The 20904-nt window shown below is 61.0% G+C and carries 10 protein-coding genes, 2 tRNA genes, 3 rRNA genes and 1 pseudogene; 12 read left to right on the top strand and 4 right to left on the bottom strand.

Translation table 11 applies throughout. The features are described 5' to 3' along the window. The first annotated feature begins 433 nt into the window (after positions 1 to 433). The 6 genes and pseudogenes from RI103_RS31245 to RI103_RS31220 all read left to right on the top strand — a co-directional run bounded on the left by RI103_RS31245 (position 434) and on the right by RI103_RS31220 (position 10621). Positions 434 to 2218, top strand: coding sequence for a DUF2138 domain-containing protein (locus RI103_RS31245; protein WP_310816538.1), 1785 nt, complete (start codon positions 434 to 436; stop codon positions 2216 to 2218). Then, complete coding sequence (locus RI103_RS31240) at positions 2219 to 2920, top strand: DUF1175 family protein (RefSeq protein WP_310816536.1); 702 nt, start codon at positions 2219 to 2221, stop codon at positions 2918 to 2920. It begins immediately after the preceding gene. Then, a complete protein-coding gene (locus RI103_RS31235) occupies positions 2917 to 7728 on the top strand; it encodes an alpha-2-macroglobulin (protein ID WP_310816535.1) in 4812 nt (1603 codons plus the stop codon). Before RI103_RS31240 ends, RI103_RS31235 begins: the two co-directional genes overlap by 4 nt. A 16-nt stretch (positions 7729 to 7744) precedes the next feature. Continuing rightward, on the top strand, positions 7745 to 9583 hold the full coding sequence (locus RI103_RS31230) for a DUF2300 domain-containing protein (protein WP_310816533.1): 1839 nt from the start codon (positions 7745 to 7747) through the stop codon (positions 9581 to 9583). A gap of 8 nt (positions 9584 to 9591) precedes the next feature. Beyond that, positions 9592 to 9783: pseudogene (locus RI103_RS31225) on the top strand (DUF2135 domain-containing protein); the annotation flags it as partial. A gap of 22 nt (positions 9784 to 9805) precedes the next feature. Further along, the gene (locus RI103_RS31220) at positions 9806 to 10621 is read left to right on the top strand and encodes a DUF2135 domain-containing protein (RefSeq protein ID WP_310816531.1); all 816 of its coding nucleotides are present in this window, start codon (positions 9806 to 9808) and stop codon (positions 10619 to 10621) included. Positions 10622 to 10846: 225 nt separating this feature from the next. On the opposite strand, the gene RI103_RS31215 is transcribed toward RI103_RS31220, so the two are convergent. Further along, positions 10847 to 11323 carry a PRC-barrel domain-containing protein gene (locus RI103_RS31215; protein WP_310816529.1) on the bottom strand — a complete coding sequence of 159 codons (477 nt, stop codon included), beginning with the start codon at positions 11321 to 11323 and terminating at the stop codon, positions 10847 to 10849. A 250-nt stretch (positions 11324 to 11573) separates the two neighbouring features. Here RI103_RS31215 and RI103_RS31210 point away from each other — a divergent pair, with 250 nt between their 5' ends. Further along, positions 11574 to 11867 carry a hypothetical protein gene (locus RI103_RS31210; protein ID WP_310816528.1) on the top strand — a complete coding sequence of 98 codons (294 nt, stop codon included), beginning with the start codon at positions 11574 to 11576 and terminating at the stop codon, positions 11865 to 11867. Between the two features lie 74 nt (positions 11868 to 11941). Here RI103_RS31210 and rpoD read toward each other — a convergent pair whose 3' ends face one another. After that, positions 11942 to 13939, bottom strand: a complete 1998-nt coding sequence (gene rpoD / locus RI103_RS31205) for an RNA polymerase sigma factor RpoD (RefSeq protein WP_310816526.1) — start codon at positions 13937 to 13939, stop codon at positions 11942 to 11944. Positions 13940 to 14720: 781 nt separating this feature from the next. On the opposite strand from rpoD, the gene RI103_RS31200 reads away from it, so the two are divergent. The 5 genes from RI103_RS31200 to rrf all read left to right on the top strand — a co-directional run bounded on the left by RI103_RS31200 (position 14721) and on the right by rrf (position 20094). Beyond that, positions 14721 to 16251: ribosomal RNA gene (locus RI103_RS31200) — 16S ribosomal RNA — on the top strand. A gap of 65 nt (positions 16252 to 16316) precedes the next feature. After that, positions 16317 to 16393 (top strand) — tRNA-Ile (locus RI103_RS31195). Positions 16394 to 16447: 54 nt separating this feature from the next. Next, a tRNA-Ala gene (locus RI103_RS31190) sits at positions 16448 to 16523 on the top strand. Positions 16524 to 16860: 337 nt separating this feature from the next. Further along, a 23S ribosomal RNA gene (locus tag RI103_RS31185) occupies positions 16861 to 19739 on the top strand. 241 nt (positions 19740 to 19980) lie between these two features. Further along, positions 19981 to 20094: ribosomal RNA gene (gene rrf / locus RI103_RS31180) — 5S ribosomal RNA — on the top strand. Together the 16S, 23S and 5S rRNA genes with 2 tRNA genes alongside form the textbook arrangement of a ribosomal RNA operon. Before the next feature lie 92 nt (positions 20095 to 20186). On the opposite strand, the gene RI103_RS31175 is transcribed toward rrf, so the two are convergent. Further along, positions 20187 to 20276, bottom strand: a complete 90-nt coding sequence (locus RI103_RS31175) for a hypothetical protein (protein WP_310818621.1) — start codon at positions 20274 to 20276, stop codon at positions 20187 to 20189. 77 nt (positions 20277 to 20353) lie between these two features. Further along, a complete protein-coding gene (locus RI103_RS31170) occupies positions 20354 to 20818 on the bottom strand; it encodes a hypothetical protein (RefSeq protein WP_310816525.1) in 465 nt (154 codons plus the stop codon). Positions 20819 to 20904: the final 86 nt, after the last annotated feature.

The following is a 20904-nucleotide window of genomic DNA, read 5'->3' as shown; positions in this document are numbered from 1 at the left end:
GTCAATGTAGTAGTCACGATGCCAGAAATAACCCGGCGAGCACACTGTGTGCAGCCGGGTTATTTTACATGGGCGTTAAATTAAGCGGATTTGGCATAAAGGCTGCGGACGAGTAATGCCATGTAAGCCGATGGCTACGACTCTCCAAACATCGGGAACATACCCCGCGTGTTCCTGCATATACGGTCCCGCTTGCCCGCAGTAGTTTAATGAATCGAATCGCCGCATCGAACGGCCACGTTTCCTAATCTCTTAATCAGACGCGTGTCTGATTTTTGTCAAACTGCTGAAGCAAGTCCGACTGTTAAATAAGAAGTATCACTGGTTTTCAGTTAAAAATATCGGTTATCATCGCTGCCTTGCGATTGATCCCGCTAGCTTAATCCGCCGGACATCCACGTTAATACCGTCGCATCGAACCAGAAGAAATCAGATGAAGATGTCACGCAAAAAGATTGCAATCCTGGTGGTCGGTCTTCTGGTCGTGGCCGGCGTGATCATTCAGGCGATATGGCGTCCATTTGCGCATCGCAAAGTCGCCGGGAACAGTGAAATCGTCCTCGATATTCATCAGCCTGACGCGGTGATCGACAGTGAAGCGCTCTCGCGTCTGCCGCGCGACATCCTGCGCGTGCCGCTGTTGCATGACGTGCTGACGCAAGACTTCGTCGACTACTACGAATCGAGCAATACGCGACTGTCCGCCGAAGGCGCGCTGCGGCGTCTCGCGTTCGAACATCAACTCGACTGGCGCGACGAACTGATTCGCCGTGTCTTCGACGAACCCGCGCACGTGCTGCTGTGGCGCTCGCCCGACGGCCGCCTCGGCTACTGGGTGATGTCGATGCATCGCAACGGTCTTGCCAGGCTGCTGCAAGGCATCGGCAACGTCGCCACGAGCGACGCGCAACTCAGCCAGGTGGCGAAGCTCTCCGGCGACGTGCCGGTCTATGCATTGAAACTGGCGGTCGGCCGCACGCTGCTGTTCGCCACTCAAGACGACCGCCTCGTCGTGTTGTCCGCGCCTGGCATATTACTCGACGGGAAGGGCGGCTTGCTGAGCGAGCGGGCCGACGCCGTGTCAGAGACGCTCTCCTCGGGCCGCGACGCCGCCACGCACGCCTATCGGCTCGACGCGCCCGGCGACGCGCCGAAGGGCCATCGGCTGGTGGTGTCGGCCAATTACCTGTCGTTCGGTTATCAGGCGTTTTTCTCCGGTATCCACGCGCTGCGCTTCGACTTCTCGTCGAACGGTAGCGCCGCGGCGAACTGGCAGACCTCGGCGCTGATCGAGCCGGGCAAGTTGCCGCAGCAGTGGAACGGCGCCGACCTGTGGCGCGCGTTGCCGGCCAATGCGGCGGCTTGCACGAGCTTGCCGGCGGACTGGAAAGAGGCCTCGGGTCTGTTGAGCAAGGTGGCCGACGGCGGCGCGGACAATGCTGCCGCGATCGGCGATCAGCTCGCCGGTCCTGCGGCGGTGTGCTGGTATGCGAAGTCCACGCTAGTCGCACCCGTGTTCGTCGCGCGCGTGAAGAAGCTGGACGCGGCCGGCATCGCCGCGTTGAAGACCGCGCTCGGCAAGACTTTCGGCGACGTGATCGGCGCCTATGAAGCGAAGGCCGCCAAAGCCGCTGACGCCCACTCGGGCTATCGCCGCTTGCCGGTCACCACGCGCGAGCAAGGTGCGGATGTGGCCGTGTGGCAGCGTCCGGTCAGCGCGCGTTCGGGCACGGCAGTGACGAGCAAAGCGTCGTTCGCGTCGCAGTTGTCGGCGCAACGCTATTTCCCGGTCACGCTCGCACTCGCGCACGGCTATCTGATTTTCTCGCCGGACGGCCGTCTCGTCGGCGACACGCTCGCGGTACTCGAGAAGCGCTATCCGGCGCTCGCCGATACGCTTGCGCCGCAACGTCTGCCGCGCACGATTCTGACGCTCACGCCGTCGTCGGCGGCTGCGCTGATCGAACGCGAGGCCGGCGCGGCATTGCCGGCGGATCAGGAAGCGGTGTTCCGCAACGCATCGCGGACTCATCTGTTGCCGAAGCTGCACGCGCTCGCTCATTACCCGCCGGTTTCGCTGACGCTGCCGCAGGACCTGCCGGGTTCGACGGGCTGGGTGCCGGTCGAGTGGTGGTTCGACCGCGCGAAGGCTGATACCGGTTCGAATACCACCGCTGCCGATACGCCCGTGGATCAGCCCGGCACCGAGGGCGACTGAGTGCGCCGCCTTCGCGTACTCTCGCGCCGCGCGTGGCTTGCGCACGCGGCTGGCGCGTTCGCCGTCGCGAGCCTCGCGCCCTACGCGCACGCGCTCACCAGCAGCACCGCCTCACCCGACCCCGACGCGCTATCGCCGCAGCAATCGGCGGCATTTCGCGCGTGGTTCGTGCGCATCGTCGATCAGCAGATGCGGCGCGGACCGACGCCGCGCTGGACGCAACGCGATTGCGCGGGCCTCGTGCGCTTCGCGGTCGGCGAGGCGCTCAGGCCACACGACACCAGGTGGCTGCGAGCCAACGGCATGACCAGTCTCACGGATACCAGCAGCATGCCGCCCGAGTTGCAACTGTCCACATCGCAGCGCACGATCGCCAACCGCTGGACGCAGCTCGACGGATCTACCGGCGCGTACGCATCGGCGATCGCGCTGATTCAACGCAACAGCCGTTTTGTTTCGAAGGACATCAACCAGGCGCTGCCCGGCGATCTGCTGTTCTTCGACCAGGGCGACGACCAGCATCTGATGATCTGGCTGGATCGCTACATCGCTTATCACACAGGCACCGTTACGCCGATCGATACCGGTCTGCGCGCGGTCGCCGTTTCCGACCTGATGCAATGGAAAGATTCCCGCTGGCAGCCGCTCGACGGCAATCCGAATTTCGTTGGCGTGTTTCGTCTGGACTTTTTGACACCATGACCCGAATGATTTCCGTCACGCAATCGAGCGGTGGGTTGGGCAATGCGCGCCGTCGCGCGGTATGCAAGTTCGCGGCGCTGCTCCCAGTCTTGTTCGCGGCCATGATGCTCGCCGTCGCACCAGCCGCCTATGCCGACGACGACGCAGCGAGCGCCGCTGCCGCCGCCGATGCCAACATTGCCGGGAATCCGACGCTGCAGACGGCGCCGTCGAGCAACTTCAGCTCGCAAAAGGTGGATGGTCAGCCGTTCTTCCTGCTCTCGGACGCGAGCTTCGGCAGCGATAAACTGGCGCAGGTGCGGCTCGAAGCGCCCGGCCGCGATTTCAAGGACGCGCTACAGGCTTATGGCGGTGCGGACATGGTCGTGTATCGCGTGCCGAAGCCGCTGGACTTTCTGAAGGCGCAAAAGAATCTGCATCGGCTGAATGTCGCGCCGAACTATCAGGGCGAAGGGCTCGCGAATACGCTCGCGTATCTGTGGGATCGCTGGTACACGGAAGCGCGCCGCGCGTGGCAGCGCGTGTTGTCGTTCGCGACCCGCAGCAAGGCGACCGAAGCGGCGCCGCAATTCAAGCTCGGCGAGCAGACCGGCAAGCAAACGCAATTCGAGCCGAACCCGCAATTCGCGCCGCTGAAAGGCTACGACATGGTCGCGCGTTTCCGCTATCCGATCTGGGACGCGAAAGTGATCGAGCCGCCCAAGGGCGTGAATCTCGCGGGCAGCAGCAGTAACTTTATCGAAGCCAGTTCGGGCAACGTAATGATTCCGGTCGGCAAGTTGCCGCCGGGGCTGTATATCGTCGAAGCGGTGATCGGCAACTATCGCGCGCACACGCTGCTGTTCGTGTCGGACACGGTCGCGGTCGTGAAGGCGGCGTCGAGCGGCATGCTGGTGTGGACCACGCGGCGCGATAACGGCAAGCCGGTGGCGAATACGGAAGTGACCTGGACCGACGGCGTGGGCGTTCTGCAAAGCGGCATGACCGGCAACGACGGCGCGCTGGTGCTGCAGCACGTGAGTCCCGAGCGCAGCTATGTGCTCGGCACCGATCCGCAGGGCGGCGTGTTCGTCTCCGAGAATTTCTATTACGACAGTGAGATCTATAACACGAAGATCTACGCGGTCACCGACCGGCCGATGTACCGGCCGGGCGATCCGGTGCATGTGAAGTTCATCGGCCGAACGTTCCAGAACGCGACGCATTCGTCCGCGCCCGCCGAGGCCGATATCAAGCTCGACGTGCTCGACCCGAACGGCGCGCCGGTGGCGACCAGCAAAGTGCATTTCGCTTCCGATACGGGCGCGGATACCGCGTTCACACTGCCCGCCGACGCCACCGCCGGCGGTTACTCGCTGCGCTTCGACTACAACGGCGATGTGTATGGCAGCGCGTTTCGCGTCGCCGAATATGTGAAGCCGCACTTCGACGTGAACCTGTCGATGGACAAAGCCGACTACGCGACCGGCGAGGCCCTGAAGGGCAAAATCCAGCTGCGTTATCCGGACGGCAAGCCGGTGCGCGACAGCAAGATCTCGGTCACGCTGCGGGCGCAGAAAGTGACGATCGTCGATGGTGAATTGCGTTACGCGGGTCTGTTCCCGATCAAGCTCGACCAGCAGGAACTGAAGACGGATAGCGACGGCAGCGCGAGCCTCACGCTGCCCGCCGCGAAGGAGCCGACCCGCTATGCGCTGACGCTGTTCGCGCAGGACGGCGCGGCGTACAAAGTGCGCGTGACGCGCGAAGTGCTGATCGCGCGCGGTGCGACGCCGTATCGTTTGACCACGGACAAATCGTTCTCGCAACCGAAGGAAGCGGTCAGCTTCGACCTGCAGGCGCTCGGCGCCGTGAATCCCGCATCGCATGCGCCGGTGAAATACGAATGGACGCGCCTCGAATCGCAAACGCATGGCGAAGGCGCGTTGAAGGGCGCGAACGCGGGCGGCAAGCTATCGTTCCCGGTGCAGTTCGACGAACCGGGCTCGTACATGCTGTCGGTCAAAGACGATTTGGGCAACCTGCTCGCCGCCACCAGCCACTGGGTCGCGGGCGATGGCCTGAAAGCGATTCCGGGCAGCGTCGAGATCGTGTTCGACCGCGACAGGTACAAGATCGGCGATACCGCCGAAGCGCTGATCACGTTCCCGATGCCGGTGGATGACGCGCTGCTCACGCTCGAACGCGACAACGTCGAACGTCGCGCGTTGCTCACGGCCGGCGGCGACTGGCTGCAACTGCAGCGCGTGGCGCCGTCGCAATGGAAGGCGCGTATCAAGGTGGGCGTTGACTTCGCGCCGAACATGACGTTCTCGGTGTTGTACGTGCACGCAGGCGAATACGTGTTCCAGAACGCGGGCATCGTGGTCGCCCAGCCGCAGATCGAACTGAACGTGAAGAGCGACAAGCCGGTGTACGGACCGGGCGACACGGTCACGCTGAATTTCGACAGCACGTTGAACGGCAAGCCGGAAGCGGCGGATCTGACGGTGAGCGTGGTCGACGAAATGGTCTACGTGTTGCAGCCGGAAATCGCGCCAAATATCGTCGACTTCTTCTATCACCCGCGCCGCAATAACGTGCGGACTTCGTCGAGCCTGTCGTTCATCACCTATGACCTTGCGCGCTCGCCATTGAAGGGCGCGCCGGGCGGACCGCAACGCGCCAACTACAACGAGCGCGGCGTGAAGGTGCTCGAACGGCCGCGTCGCGATGATCAGGACACAGCCGCGTGGGAAGGCAATCTGAAAACCGACGCGAACGGCCATGCCGCCATGACGTTCAAGATGCCGGATTCGCTGGCGCGCTGGCGCATCACCGTGCGCGCGGCGGCGCCGGACGGCATGGTCGGTCAACGCACCGCTTACGTGCGCTCGGACAAAGCACTGTATCTGAAGTGGAGCGGGCCTTCGCATTTCCGCGTCAACGATCAGCCGGCCATCGACATGATCGCCTTCAACCAGACCGACGCGGATATGGACGCGCAGTGGGTGGTCGAAGGCGGCGGGCTGTCGCTGAATCAGAAGGTCACGCTCAAGCGCGGCGCGAACTATCTGCGTCTTCCGAGCGGCGCATTGAAGGACGGCGTGATCAACGCGACGCTGCGCAGCGCGGGTAAGGACGTCGACCGTTTGCAGACCACCATTCATCTCGACGCGAGCGGCTGGCTCGATCTGCATCAGAACACGGTGGCGCTCGACGGCTCGAACAAGCCGCTCAATCTGCCGCAAGATGCGCAGGACGTCAGCGTGCGTTTCATCGGCAGCGCGCAGAGTCAGTTCATGCGCGTCGCCGACGATCTGATCAACTACCCGTATGGTTGCGCCGAGCAGACTTCGAGCCGCCTGATTCCGCTCGCGCTCGCGCATGACTCGATCGGCCACGGCGACAACGCGAGCTCGACGCAAGGGCTCGAAGCGCTGCTGCGCAATCAGCGGCAGCGTCTGGCGATGCTCGCGGGCGTCGGCGGCACGTTCGGCTGGTGGGGCGATACGACGGGCGGCAGCGCGCTGATCACGGCCTATGCGTATTACGCGGACTGGCTCGCGAGCCGCAGCCTCGGCATCAGCCTGCCGGCGGACAACTGGCAGCACGGCATGGACGTTTATCGCGACGCCGGAGCGAAAGAGCCGCTGTTGCATCGTGCGCTCGCCTTGTGGTTCATGCAGCAGATGGGCCTGCCGGTCGCGACGCCAGTGTCGGGCGTTGCCGCGGACCTGATGAACGACGCGGCGGCCACGGCCAATGCGCCCGCGCGCAGCGGCACGTATGGCGCGTCGGACAGCATCGTGTTCGCGCAAGCCGATTCGCCGCGCGGCAAACAGATGGCGACGCTGCTGATCGCCAGCATGGCGCGCAGCACCAGCGCGCAATTGCCTGATGGCTTCGACATTGCGGCAAGCGCCGCGCGTACGGCGCTGAGCAACGATCTGGCGCCGTTGGTGCAAAGTCTGCTGGTCATGTCGGGCGGAGACGGCGGCGGCGCCTCGGTCGATGCCTCAGCTTTGCTCTCAAAGAGCAGCGCCGATTACCCGACGCTCGATCGCGCGTTGACGCTGCTGTGGTTGCGCAAGGCGATGGGCGCGGACGTGGCGTCGTCGTCGTTGCCGTCGCTGCAAGGCGCGGGCTGGACACGCGCCACGACGCCGACCGGCACGCCACTCTACAAGTGGACCGGCGCGGCGCAGCCGACCACGCTCGACGCCGGCGCCGCGCGCACCGACGTCAACGCGCTGGTCTCGTTCCGCAGTCATACGAGTGAGGACAGCCGTCTGAACATCACCGTCGAGCGGCATTTTTACAAGCTCGAACCGGTCGAAGTCGCGGTCGATCCGAAAAAAAAGGAGGCCGCCGCCGAGAGCCAGTTGGGCCGCTCGGCATTTATCGCGCGTCTGGTGAAGCAGGGCGACGCGATCGACAGCAATGCGCTGTACGTCGACGAAGTCACGCTCACGCCGCGCGCCGGCAACGCTTACCACTATGGTCTGCTCGACGTGCCGCTGCCGCCGGGCGGCGATGTCGAGGCGACGAGCTGGGGCGTATCGATCGACGGTCTGCCGGGCGCGAAGGACGGCGCGAGCGGTCCGCAGCCGTTCCAGCGCGTAGCGTCGTACGAGATGGGCGAGCTGGCTTATCACCAGCCCGTGCCCTTGCTCGACCGGCCGGTCACGCTGCGGCAACTGGTGCGCTTCGCGTTGCCGGGTACGTTCGCACTGCCGCCCGCGCGCTACTTCCGCATGTATCAGCCGGACGCGAAGGCGTTCGAAGGCGGCAAGAGCGATCGCGTGACGACGTTGCGCATTCCGTAACCGAGACGAGACCGCTATGTTCCGTGCGCTTCGGCCTATTCGCGATCGTGTGGCAGCTACGCTGCGGATCGCGCTTGCCGTGGGCGTGGGACTCGGATGCGTTGGACAGGGCGTGTCCGCGTATGCGGTGACTTCGACTTCAACCGCATTGGCGAAGGCAACGGACGCCGCGACTGAGATGAGCATCGCGACGTCCGCTGGAATGTCGGCGCGATCGTCGTCGCAAATGCTGCGCTTCGCCTGGTTTCGCGACGGCCAGAGTCAGCTTTGGCAAGTCGACAGCGGAGGCGCGGCGCCTGGCTTTTCGCCGCAGGCCGCGAAAGTCCTGCCCGCGACGCTGGAGACGCCGCTTGGCAGCGTCTGGAAGCTGTTCGTCTACGCCTACCTGGTGGACCGCAATATCGCCACGCCGGATTACGCCTGCAACGGCGGCGATCCGGAAGAAGTGTATTGCTGCATGACCGGCGGTCACATCGATCGCGAACATGCGCTGGTGCAGTCGTGCGGACTCTTTTTCGAGCCCGCGCGCCTGCAACTCGATTCCGCCGACTGGCGCAAATATTGGACGGCCGCTCACGCGCCCGCCTGGTTGCGCGATCTGCACGCCATGACACCCACGCGCCGCGTGCCGGTGACTGAACTGCTTGCCGCCTTGCAGACGATGCCCGCCAGGCCGCGCGAAGCGGCGGCGAGCACGCTGGTGTCGGTGCTGACCAGCGGACGCGGCGAAGGCAAGGTGTCGCTCTACGGCAGCGTGCTGCGCGCCAAGACCTGGACGATGCCGGATCCGGCACGCCCCGGCGCCTCGATCGGCGGCGCGGCCGGCTGGCTTGCTGACGGCACGCCGGTGTGGTTGGGCGGTCCCGGCGGCAGTGCGCGCGTACTGGCGGCCGCCGCACCGCGCATTGCGCCGCTGCTCACGCAAGTCACCGTGCCGGACGACGGTGCTTGCGTACTGGTCGATTTTTTCAGCCGCTATCCGGTTCGCGAGGTGCTCGGTGACAAAGGACCGGCCGCTGCGTCCGAAGGTGCGTTGCGTGGCGATTTCCGGGTCGGCTTCGTCAATGGCAATTGGGCGCGTGTGACGAGCCGAGGTGAGTTGCGGCTCGATCGCGATGCGGCCGGCGCGCCGCAAGTGGTCGGCCGTTTCGGCATGAACGACTATGTGGCGCGCGTGGTCGAGCGCGAAGGCGACACGAGCCAGGCGGAAGCAGCGAAGGCGCTGGCGGTCGCGGCGCGCACTTACGTCGTGCAGCACGGTAACCACGATCACGGCTGTTTGCGGATCGACGACAGCAGCAGCACGCAGCGCGTCCTGCCACGCGCGCCGACGGCCGCCGCGCGCCGTGCCGCCGATCTGACCGACGCGCTCGTGCTGACCGGCGTGCCCGTTCAGTATCACCACGACAAGGCCGCGCCGGGACAGCTGAGCTGGCTGGCCGCGAAGGCCTCCGCGCAAAGCGGCCTGACGTTCGACGCGATTCTCGCGCGCACCTGGCCGCAAGCCACGCTGACTTCGTTCCAGAGTCCGCTATCGGGCGACTGCGTCGCGGTGGCCGGCGCGCAGGCATGGTTGCAACGCAACGCGCCGCTGTGGGCGAGGCGCATGGACGGCGCGGCAGGCTACGAAACGCCCGATCTGCCCGCTGTGTGCGCCGTGCGCGAAGGTCGGCCGTATGCCGATGCGCAGCGCAATCGCGTGTACGTGTATCGCCTGCAGACCGAAGAGGACCGTATCGCGTTGGTGCACGAATACATTCACCTCGCGTTCCAGCATCATCCGCGCGGGCTCGATGAGACGTTCGTCGAGCGCACCGCGCGCACGCTGATCCGTACCGACGATCCGATCCAATGAATACGGTCTTTCTTAATTACTGGCGCAATTTCGATTCGACCGGCTACGACTTCGACGCCGCCGCGCACGATCGCGACGTGATCGCGGCGACGTTGACGCTGGTGTTCAACGAAAACACGCCGAGCGAACGGCGTGAAACGATGGGCGTGCCGCCGCGCAAGATCGGCGACCTGATGCTCGTGAAAAGCGAGCAACTTTGACAGCGGGATGGGAGCAGTGACGATGAAGGTCGAGACGACGGGTTGGGTGAAGGCGAGCCGCGGATGGCTCGCAGGTGCATGTTTCACCTGTTTGGCCTGCTCGCTGGTAGCGCCGGCGGCGCACGCGAGCGATATCGACTTCGCCGCGCCGTTGAACGGCTGGCGCAACACGAGCGGCGACAGCGAGCGCTATACGCAGGACGTGCATTACCCGGCGGTGTCGGTGTCGACGCCGGAAGGACAGTCCAGATTCGCGCTGATCGAAGGGCAGATCCGCAATGCGCCGAAGAAGAAAGGCATTTCTGTCGGCACGCTGGTGGTCGACGGCACGCCGTTGCCGCAGCGCGTGGAAGAGGATGGCAGGTTTTCGCGTCCCTACGCGTTTCCCGCCGGCAGTAATGGCGTCGAACTGCGTGCGCCGGATGGCAGCCGCAAGCGCGTGCAGTTCTACGACGCCTACAGCGGCAAGACCCAACCGAAGCTGCGCGTGCTGCTCGCGTGGGACACCGACGGCACTGATCTCGATCTGCACGTAGTTTCGCCTGACGGCGCGCACACCTGGTACGGCGAGCGCGTCGCGCCGAACGGCGGCGCGCTCGACGTCGACGTGACGACCGGCTATGGGCCGGAGATTTACTCGTCCGCGGCGCCGTTGAAGGGCACGTATCTGGTCTATGTGAATTACTACGGCAGCGGCAATAGCGGCGCCGACATGACCGTCGCGCAGGTGACTATCATCACGAACGAGAATACGCCGAACGAAAAGAGCGAAACGATTCGCGTGCCCATGCGCAAGGCCGGTGAATTGACGCTTGTGAAGACGTTTGTATTGCCGTAAAAGCGCCGTCCGCTCGATGTACGGCAAGTCGCGAGGCACGCGACGACTTATTGAGAGCGCGGCGGTGAAAGCCAATGCGTTCAACGAGTTGCGTGAGTCATGCGCAGGTTGTCCACAGGCTTGCGAACAATTTCTGTGGACAAATGCTGTGAACAAGTTCTACCGCGAGCACGCCTTCGGCAAGAAGATGCACTCGCGTGGCTTTGACCCCGCCTCAATCGGCGATCAAAGGTCGCAGTCCAATCCCCGCTCTTCCACTACGTCACGCGTGGCCGTCCAATACGGAGGACGGTTGTAGTACTCGTGCACAGTCGTGCCCCATTGCGTATCCGCCATCGAAGGCCAGTTATCCTTATCGAAGCCCGGCGCGTTCCTGATTCGTTCGGCGCTTGCATCGAGCACGAAGCATTTGTCGTCCGTGTCGAGCGTGAGCGCACTCCACGGAATCGCGTGAAGCGTGTCGCCCATGCCGAGAAAGCCGCCGGTGGACAACACCGCGTAGGCGATTCGCCCGCCGCGTACGTCGAGCATGATGTCGGAGATTTTGCCGACATGTTCACCGTCGGACGACATCACCTTGTTTCCGTCGAGCGTGGATGCCGCCATGACATCCGGTCCCGGACCGTCACCGATGCCGACTCCAACAATAGTTGCGCCTTGCGTGCCGGCGGATGCCGGGACTTGGGGATCGAGCGTGGTCATGATGTGCTCCTCGTAAAAAAGCGTACATGGGGAGCGCGCAACGACTATGCCCGTTACCTGTGGCGATGGCTGGTTCGGGAGCGCTCTCCGGCGGTTGCCCGCTGCTGCTGGCGGCGTGGCGGGCGCAGTTCGCTTAGCCGTGCGGCGGGGCATGCGAGGAATGGCGCAATGGTGGGAAGCGTTACCGGCGAAAGTTGCGCGGTCGCGGCGGGCGGCGACGAAAAGCCCGTCCGCGACGCACGACGCTGTCTTGCAGACATCGACGGTGAATGCGCCCACGCAGGATGACGCCGTCCATATCTCCGCTCACGGCGCGGCGACGGCGGCTCAGGATGGCAATACGGGTCAGACTGACGCAGTCAGCGATTCTGCAAATGAGGGTGCGCCGGTATCCGGTGTTTCAGCGGTCAAATCGTTTGCGTACGGCACGCTCGGCCTCGAGCGTCCGGACCAGCCTCAAGAAGAGCGCAATGGGTTCTATACGGCTGGACGGTGGCTGGCAGCGGGAATCACCCTCGGCGGGATCATTTCCCTGCTTGCTTGAAAGGGGAGCGGGAAAAAGAAAGCGCTTGCCGTACGTGACGCACGGCAAGCGCTATTGACGGCTTAGCGGCCGGCTTAGCGGTCGAGGAACGACTTCAGACGATCAGCACGGCTCGGGTGCATCAGCTTGCGCATGGCCTTGCTCTCGATCTGACGAATCCGCTCACGCGTAACATCGAACTGCTTGCCGACTTCTTCAAGCGTGTGGTCCGACTTCGTGTTGATGCCGTAACGCATGCGCAGCACCTTGGCTTCGCGCGGCGACAGCGAATCAAGCGCGTCGTCGATGGCGGCGCGCAAGTCGGCTTGCATTGCTGCGTCGGCCGGCGAGGACGCTGCCGAGTCTTCGATCATGTCGCCGAGCGTGGCGTCGCCGTCGTCGCCGACCGGCGTTTCCATCGACACCGGCTGCTTCGCGATCTTCAGAATGCCGCGCACCTTCTCTTCCGAGAGTTCCATGCGTTCCGCGAGCACGGACGGATGCGCTTCCTGACCGGTCTGCTGCAGGATTTCGCGCGAAATGCGGTTCAGTTTGTTGATCGTTTCGATCATGTGCACCGGCACGCGGATCGTGCGAGCCTGATCGGCGAGCGAACGCGTCACGGCCTGGCGGACCCACCACGTTGCGTACGTGGAAAACTTCCAGCCGCGCCGGTATTCGAACTTGTCCACCGCCTTCATCAGGCCGATGTTGCCTTCCTGGATCAGGTCGAGGAACAGCATGCCGCGATTCACGTACTTCTTCGCGATCGAGATCACGAGACGCAGGTTGGCCTCGATCATCTCGCTCTTCGCCTTGCGCATCTTCGATTCGGCCGCGACCATCTGGCGGTTGATCTCTTTCAGATGCTTGAGCGGAAGCGAAACCGTTGCTTCGATTTCGATCAGTTTTTGCTGTTCGGACTGAATTGCCGGCAGATGGCGCTCCAGCGCCGCACCGTACGACGACGCACCGCGCGCCGCGCGTTCCGTCCAGCCGAGGTCGGCTTCATGACCGGCAAACGACTCGATGAACTTCTCGCGCGGCATGCCGCTCTTCGAGACGACGATTTGCAGAATGTTGCGCTCGATCGCGCGAACTTGCGCCACCTGTTGCTGCACGTCGCCGCACAGGCGGTCGATGGTGCGTGCCGTGAAGCGGATCTTCGCGAGGTGCTGCTGGATCTCTTCGCGCGCACGCTGGTATGCCTTCGAGGTGACGTCGCCGCGCGTGTGCGACGCGTTCATCTGGTCGGACAGCATGCCGACCTGGGCGAAGATTTCGAGGCAGTCGCTCGTGAGTTGCTTCAGGCGTGCTTCGTCTGCTGCTGAGGAGTCGGCCGGGCCGACGTCGTCGTCGCTGTCTTCTTCGTCGTCGCTGTCCGTGTCCGCGTCGACATCGGCGGATGCGTCCGCGCTTGCGCCTTCTTCTTCGGCGGAGACCGTGTCTTCATTCAGACCGTCGACCAGTTCGTCGATGCGCAACTCGCCGTCGGCAACCTGCTGCGCGCTTGCCAGAATGGCCGAGATCGCGAGCGGGCAAGCGGCAATCGCCTGCACCATTTCATGCAGGCCGTCTTCGATGCGCTTCGCAATCGCGATTTCGCCCGCGCGCGTGAGCAGTTCGGTCGCGCCCATTTCGCGCATGTACATGCGCACCGGGTCGGTCGTGCGGCCAAATTCGGAGTCGACGGTCGACAGGGCGACTTCGGTTTCCTCGTCCGCCTGATCGTCCGACACCACGGCGGGGGCGTTCGAGTTCAGCAGCAGCGTTTCCGCGTCCGGGGCCTGCTCGTAGACCTGCACGCCCATGTCGTTGAACGCGCTGACAATGCTGTCGATCGCAGCCGTTTGCGCGAAGTTGTCGGGCAGATGGTCGTTGATCTGCGCGTGAGTCAGGTAGCCTTGCTCCTTACCCAGCTGGATCAGCGCACGCATCTGGCGCTGACGTTCTTCAGCTTGCTGCGGCGGCAGCTCGGCCGCCACGGGGATCGCTTTACCGGCGCCCTTGCCCTTGGCCGTACGGCCCGAGGGAGCTTTGGCGGTGTAGGCGGCGGTTTCGTGTTGCGAATCTTCGCGATCAAAAGGGTTCACGTATTCTCCTCTAGAGGCTTCGCTATGAGACGCAAGACGCGACCGTCAGGCGTTTCGAGCATGGCTCAACATCACCTGAGTGACTCAACGCGGTTGTTTGGCTGTGCTCTGGGGAGCAAAAAAGATGAGCCCGCTCGAAGCGGGCCGATAGAAATGTGCGAATTTCGCGCGGCTCGCATTATATCCGAGCTTGGGCCTTTGCGCTCATCCTGTGCACATCATTTCATCATGCGCGTTTGTCGCAGGTACGTCCTTGGGCCGCTGGTCGGGCGTGGAGCGGTCGCCGGGTCGATGCATCTAGATGCGTGCACATTCGCTGATTTCAAGCTCCTCACTATAGAGGAGTTCGGTCGTCCTGACATGACGGGGTCGCGTTTGCGCCACTCCCCCTATATATAGGGGGAGCCTGTTTCTGGCGTCGATCGGCGCCTGGTCAAAAGAAAATTCACAAAAAGGGGTTGACGACGTGTCAGTCGCTCTCCATAATCTCGTTTCTCTGCTGCAGATGCAGCGACGCAGAACGAAGCGGTGCCGGGTGGTTGAAGTGTGGTGCTGGTTTGGTAGTGAATGCGTAACCGATCTTTAAAAATTAACAGCCGATAAGTGTGGGCGCTTGATGCGCGACGCGAGGCGGATCCTCCGGGGTCTGCCGCAAAGCGAAAGTATCAAGTCTCACACAGTAATGAAAGGAAGGTTTTTTCATCGCGAGATGGAAAGATCATTCGTCAGTACGTTGAGTGAGCGACCGGTTCTTAACTGAACCGAAAACAGTAACAGGTTTGAACTGAAGAGTTTGATCCTGGCTCAGATTGAACGCTGGCGGCATGCCTTACACATGCAAGTCGAACGGCAGCACGGGGGCAACCCTGGTGGCGAGTGGCGAACGGGTGAGTAATACATCGGAACGTGTCCTGTAGTGGGGGATAGCCCGGCGAAAGCCGGATTAATACCGCATGCGATCTGCGGATGAAAGCGGGGGATCTTCGGACCTCGCGCTGCAGGGGCGGCCGATGGCAGATTAGCTAGTTGGTGGGGTAAAGGCCTACCAAGGCGACGATCTGTAGCTGGTCTGAGAGGACGACCAGCCACACTGGGACTGAGACACGGCCCAGACTCCTACGGGAGGCAGCAGTGGGGAATTTTGGACAATGGGGGCAACCCTGATCCAGCAATGCCGCGTGTGTGAAGAAGGCCTTCGGGTTGTAAAGCACTTTTGTCCGGAAAGAAATCCTCTGCCCTAATACGGCGGGGGGATGACGGTACCGGAAGAATAAGCACCGGCTAACTACGTGCCAGCAGCCGCGGTAATACGTAGGGTGCAAGCGTTAATCGGAATTACTGGGCGTAAAGCGTGCGCAGGCGGTTCGCTAAGACAGATGTGAAATCCCCGGGCTTAACCTGGGAACTGCATTTGTGACTGGCGGGCTAGAGTATGGCAGAGGGGGGTAGAATTCCACGTGTAGCAGTGAAATGCGTAGAGATGTGGAGGAATACCGATGGCGAAGGCAGCCCCCTGGGCCAATACTGACGCTCATGCACGAAAGCGTGGGGAGCAAACAGGATTAGATACCCTGGTAGTCCACGCCCTAAACGATGTCAACTAGTTGTCGGGTCTTCATTGACTTGGTAACGTAGCTAACGCGTGAAGTTGACCGCCTGGGGAGTACGGTCGCAAGATTAAAACTCAAAGGAATTGACGGGGACCCGCACAAGCGGTGGATGATGTGGATTAATTCGATGCAACGCGAAAAACCTTACCTACCCTTGACATGTATGGAATCCTGCTGAGAGGTGGGAGTGCCCGAAAGGGAGCCATAACACAGGTGCTGCATGGCTGTCGTCAGCTCGTGTCGTGAGATGTTGGGTTAAGTCCCGCAACGAGCGCAACCCTTGTCCCTAGTTGCTACGCAAGAGCACTCTAGGGAGACTGCCGGTGACAAACCGGAGGAAGGTGGGGATGACGTCAAGTCCTCATGGCCCTTATGGGTAGGGCTTCACACGTCATACAATGGTCGGAACAGAGGGTCGCCAACCCGCGAGGGGGAGCCAATCCCAGAAAACCGATCGTAGTCCGGATCGCACTCTGCAACTCGAGTGCGTGAAGCTGGAATCGCTAGTAATCGCGGATCAGCATGCCGCGGTGAATACGTTCCCGGGTCTTGTACACACCGCCCGTCACACCATGGGAGTGGGTTTTACCAGAAGTGGCTAGTCTAACCGCAAGGAGGACGGTCACCACGGTAGGATTCATGACTGGGGTGAAGTCGTAACAAGGTAGCCGTATCGGAAGGTGCGGCTGGATCACCTCCTTTCTCGAGCTGGACGTGTCGAACGTTGAGCGCTCACGCTTATCGGCTGTGAAAATGGACAGACTCAGGGGTCTGTAGCTCAGTCGGTTAGAGCACCGTCTTGATAAGGCGGGGGTCGATGGTTCGAATCCATCCAGACCCACCAAAGTCTTGTCTGGTGTGCTGATCGTCTAAAAACCTCTGGGGTATCTGTATGACTGGGGGATTAGCTCAGCTGGGAGAGCACCTGCTTTGCAAGCAGGGGGTCGTCGGTTCGATCCCGTCATCCTCCACCAATCCTCAATGCCGGTTTTACTGCGGCAGACCTTGAAAGGGGTTTGCGGTGTAGTGAAACAGGCATTGGCGATTGAGCCAGTCAGAGTGACATGAAACAGGGTTTTATGTCGGCTGTCGTTCTTTAACAATCAGGAAGAAGTAGTAAAGAGATTCACGAAAGCATACTTAGAGATGGGTGTGCGAGTAGGTGAATCAGGGTTGTGATTGTATCAATGTATGAAAAGAGAGATCGAAAGATCGCTTTTGGAATACGGCGCAACACGAATACTCAACCTGTAGCGGGCGTGGCGAGCGTGTGATTCCCAGTGGATCACACAGGAGACACACCCGTTATAGGGTCAAGCGAACAAGTGCATGTGGTGGATGCCTTGGCGATCACAGGCGATGAAGGACGCGGTAGCCTGCGAAAAGCGGTGGGGAGCTGGCAAACGAGCTTTGATCCACCGATATCCGAATGGGGAAACCCGGCCCGTATGGGTCATCCATGACTGAATCCATAGGTCATGTGAAGCGAACGCGGTGAACTGAAACATCTAAGTAACCGCAGGAAAAGAAATCAACCGAGATTCCCAGAGTAGTGGCGAGCGAAATGGGACCAGCCTGTACTCTTTATCTTCATTGTTAGTCGAAGGCTCTGGAAAGTGCCGCCATAGCAGGTGATAGCCCTGTAGACGAAAACAGCGAGGAAGAACTAGGTGTACGGAAAGTAGGGCGGGACACGTGAAATCCTGTCTGAAGATGGGGGGACCATCCTCCAAGGCTAAATACTCGTGATCGACCGATAGTGAACCAGTACCGTGAGGGAAAGGCGAAAAGAACCCCGGGAGGGGAGTGAAACAGATCCTGAAACCGCATGCATACAAACAGTCGGAGCCTCGCAAGGGGTGACGGCGTACCTTTTGTATAATGGGTCAGCGACTTACATTCAGTGGCAAGCTTAACCGATTAGGGCAGGCGTAGCGAAAGCGAGTCCGAACAGGGCGTTCAGTCGCTGGGTGTAGACCCGAAACCAGGTGATCTATCCATGGCCAGGATGAAGGTGCGGTAACACGTACTGGAGGTCCGAACCCACTAACGTTGAAAAGTTAGGGGATGAGCTGTGGATAGGGGTGAAAGGCTAAACAAACCTGGAAATAGCTGGTTCTCTCCGAAAACTATTTAGGTAGTGCCTCGTGTATCACCTTCGGGGGTAGAGCACTGTCATGGTTGTGGGGTCCATTGCGGATTACTACGCCATAGCAAACTCCGAATACCGAAGAGTGCAATCACGGGAGACAGACATCGGGTGCTAACGTCCGGTGTCAAGAGGGAAACAACCCAGACCGCCAGCTAAGGTCCCCAAATATTGCTAAGTGGGAAACGAAGTGGGAAGGCTAAAACAGTCAGGAGGTTGGCTTAGAAGCAGCCATCCTTTAAAGAAAGCGTAATAGCTCACTGATCGAGTCGTCCTGCGCGGAAGATGTAACGGGGCTAAGCAATATACCGAAGCTGCGGATGCACATTTATGTGCATGGTAGGAGAGCGTTCCGTAAGCCTGCGAAGGTGCACTGGAAAGTGTGCTGGAGGTATCGGAAGTGCGAATGCTGACATGAGTAGCGATAAAGGGGGTGAAAGGCCCCCTCGCCGTAAGCCCAAGGTTTCCTACGCAACGTTCATCGGCGTAGGGTGAGTCGGCCCCTAAGGCGAGGCAGAAATGCGTAGCTGATGGGAAGCAGGTTAATATTCCTGCACCATTGTTGAATGCGATGGGGGGACGGATCGCGGAAGGTTGTCCGGGTGTTGGAAGTCCCGGTCCTTGCATTGGAGAAGGCGCTTTGGCAAATCCGGGCGCGGAATTCAAGGGTGCGAGGCCAGTCGCTCAGGCGACGAAGCAATCGGAAGTGGTTCCAGGAAAAGCCTCTAAGCTTCAGTTCAACAAGACCGTACCGCAAACCGACACAGGTGGGCGAGATGAGTATTCTAAGGCGCTTGAGAGAACTCGGGAGAAGGAACTCGGCAAATTGGTACCGTAACTTCGGGATAAGGTACGCCCCTGTAGCCTGACTGGCCTGCGCCAGAAGGGTGAAGGGGTTGCAATAAACTGGTGGCTGCGACTGTTTAATAAAAACACAGCACTCTGCAAACACGAAAGTGGACGTATAGGGTGTGACGCCTGCCCGGTGCCGGAAGATTAAATGATGGGGTGCAAGCTCTTGATTGAAGTCCCGGTAAACGGCGGCCGTAACTATAACGGTCCTAAGGTAGCGAAATTCCTTGTCGGGTAAGTTCCGACCTGCACGAATGGCGTAACGATGGCCACACTGTCTCCTCCCGAGACTCAGCGAAGTTGAAGTGTTTGTGATGATGCAATCTCCCCGCGGCTAGACGGAAAGACCCCATGAACCTTTACTGTAGCTTTGCATTGGACTTTGAACCGGTCTGTGTAGGATAGGTGGGAGGCTTTGAAGCGTGGACGCCAGTCTGCGTGGAGCCATCCTTGAAATACCACCCTGGTTTGTTTGAGGTTCTAACCTTGGTCCGTGATCCGGATCGGGGACAGTGCATGGTAGGCAGTTTGACTGGGGCGGTCTCCTCCCAAAGTGTAACGGAGGAGTACGAAGGTACGCTAGGTACGGTCGGAAATCGTGCTGATAGTGCAATGGCATAAGCGTGCTTAACTGCGAGACCGACAAGTCGAGCAGGTGCGAAAGCAGGTCATAGTGATCCGGTGGTTCTGTATGGAAGGGCCATCGCTCAACGGATAAAAGGTACTCTGGGGATAACAGGCTGATACCGCCCAAGAGTTCATATCGACGGCGGTGTTTGGCACCTCGATGTCGGCTCATCTCATCCTGGGGCTGTAGCCGGTCCCAAGGGTATGGCTGTTCGCCATTTAAAGAGGTACGTGAGCTGGGTTTAAAACGTCGTGAGACAGTTTGGTCCCTATCTGCCGTGGGCGCTGGATATTTGAAGGGGGCTGCTCCTAGTACGAGAGGACCGGAGTGGACGAACCTCTGGTGTACCGGTTGTCACGCCAGTGGCATCGCCGGGTAGCTATGTTCGGAAGAGATAACCGCTGAAAGCATCTAAGCGGGAAACTCGCCTTAAGATGAGATATCCCCGGGGCTTCGAGCCCCTTGAAGGGTCGTTCAAGACCAGGACGTTGATAGGTCAGGTGTGGAAGCGCAGTAATGCGTTAAGCTAACTGATACTAATTGCCCGTAAGGCTTGATCCTATAACAGGTGTGTTTCGTCATGAGTTAGTGCTTCAGCACTTACTCAGGACAACCCCCGAAGGGGGCAGGGCGCTGGAATGACCAGAGGCGCTCGCAGAACGCACGGTTGAGATCAGTGTTGTGCGAATTGATACACACAGACAACACAACCCCAACAGCTTCACCCCTGGTGAGCATCACCAGAAACTACTTCTTCCCGATTGGTTGTGCTGTCCCACAGACAGCATGACAACAAGTCATGCCTGATGACCATAGCGAGTCGGTCCCACCCCTTCCCATCCCGAACAGGACCGTGAAACGACTCCACGCCGATGATAGTGCGGATTACCCGTGTGAAAGTAGGTAATCGTCAGGCTCCCCAGCAGCATCAGAAACCCCACCCAAAAAAGGTGGGGTTTCTGCGTTTACGTGGCCGCAAACACATAAAAAACGCACCGGAAACCGCCTTCACTCCCTGCCCATCCGCAGCGCGTTCGCGTAGCCTGTCAGTTCCAGATAGGCGCGCCCGAGATCCACACCTTCGCGGCTTACCCGCACCGCGCCTTCCCAGTACACCCTTCGTCGATTGGCGGAAACTCGTCAACGAGGCCGCTGCCCACGTCATGGCGATGCCACTAGGCTCGCTTACGCACCGGCGCCTGATGCGGCATGCCTGCGGTAAATCGATCGAGTCGTTCGCTCGCGTCGGTGATTGCCCAAAGGGGCGCGCTATGCAGCTGCTTGTCATAGTTCGTCGCGATCGTCGCAAAAAGCGCGAATCCTGCGTCGTCCAGTCTCCACTCGCCGGTCTCGCGACCAATATCGAAAACTGCCGACACCACGCGTTCCGCCGCACCCACTTGCTCACCGGTCGCCGAACCGAAGCCCGATTCCGCCAGAAAACCCGTCAACAGCATGGTCTGCGTGAGTGTTTGCGCATCGGTCATGCTACCAACGCCGCGGCGCAAGGCGTCGAGTGCCAGATGCACCCGCAACGCGAGGTCGTCGGCGGTCCGCCGGGCGATCGGCAACAGCATGGCCTTGGCATGACGCGCGCGCGCAGCGCCAGTGTGGCGTGATAACGGAATAGGTTGTGCCATGAAGGTCCAATGTTATGCCTGTGCAGATGCAATAACGGCGCGGTCCGCAAAAGGTTGAGCCCTCGTTGTGCATGTCACGGGCAGAC

The sequence above is a fragment of the Paraburkholderia sp. FT54 genome (assembly GCF_031585635.1).
GTDB lineage: Bacteria > Pseudomonadota > Gammaproteobacteria > Burkholderiales > Burkholderiaceae > Paraburkholderia.
Note: the sequence above shows the minus strand (reverse complement) of the source record. Positions and strands in the feature narration are given on the sequence as shown.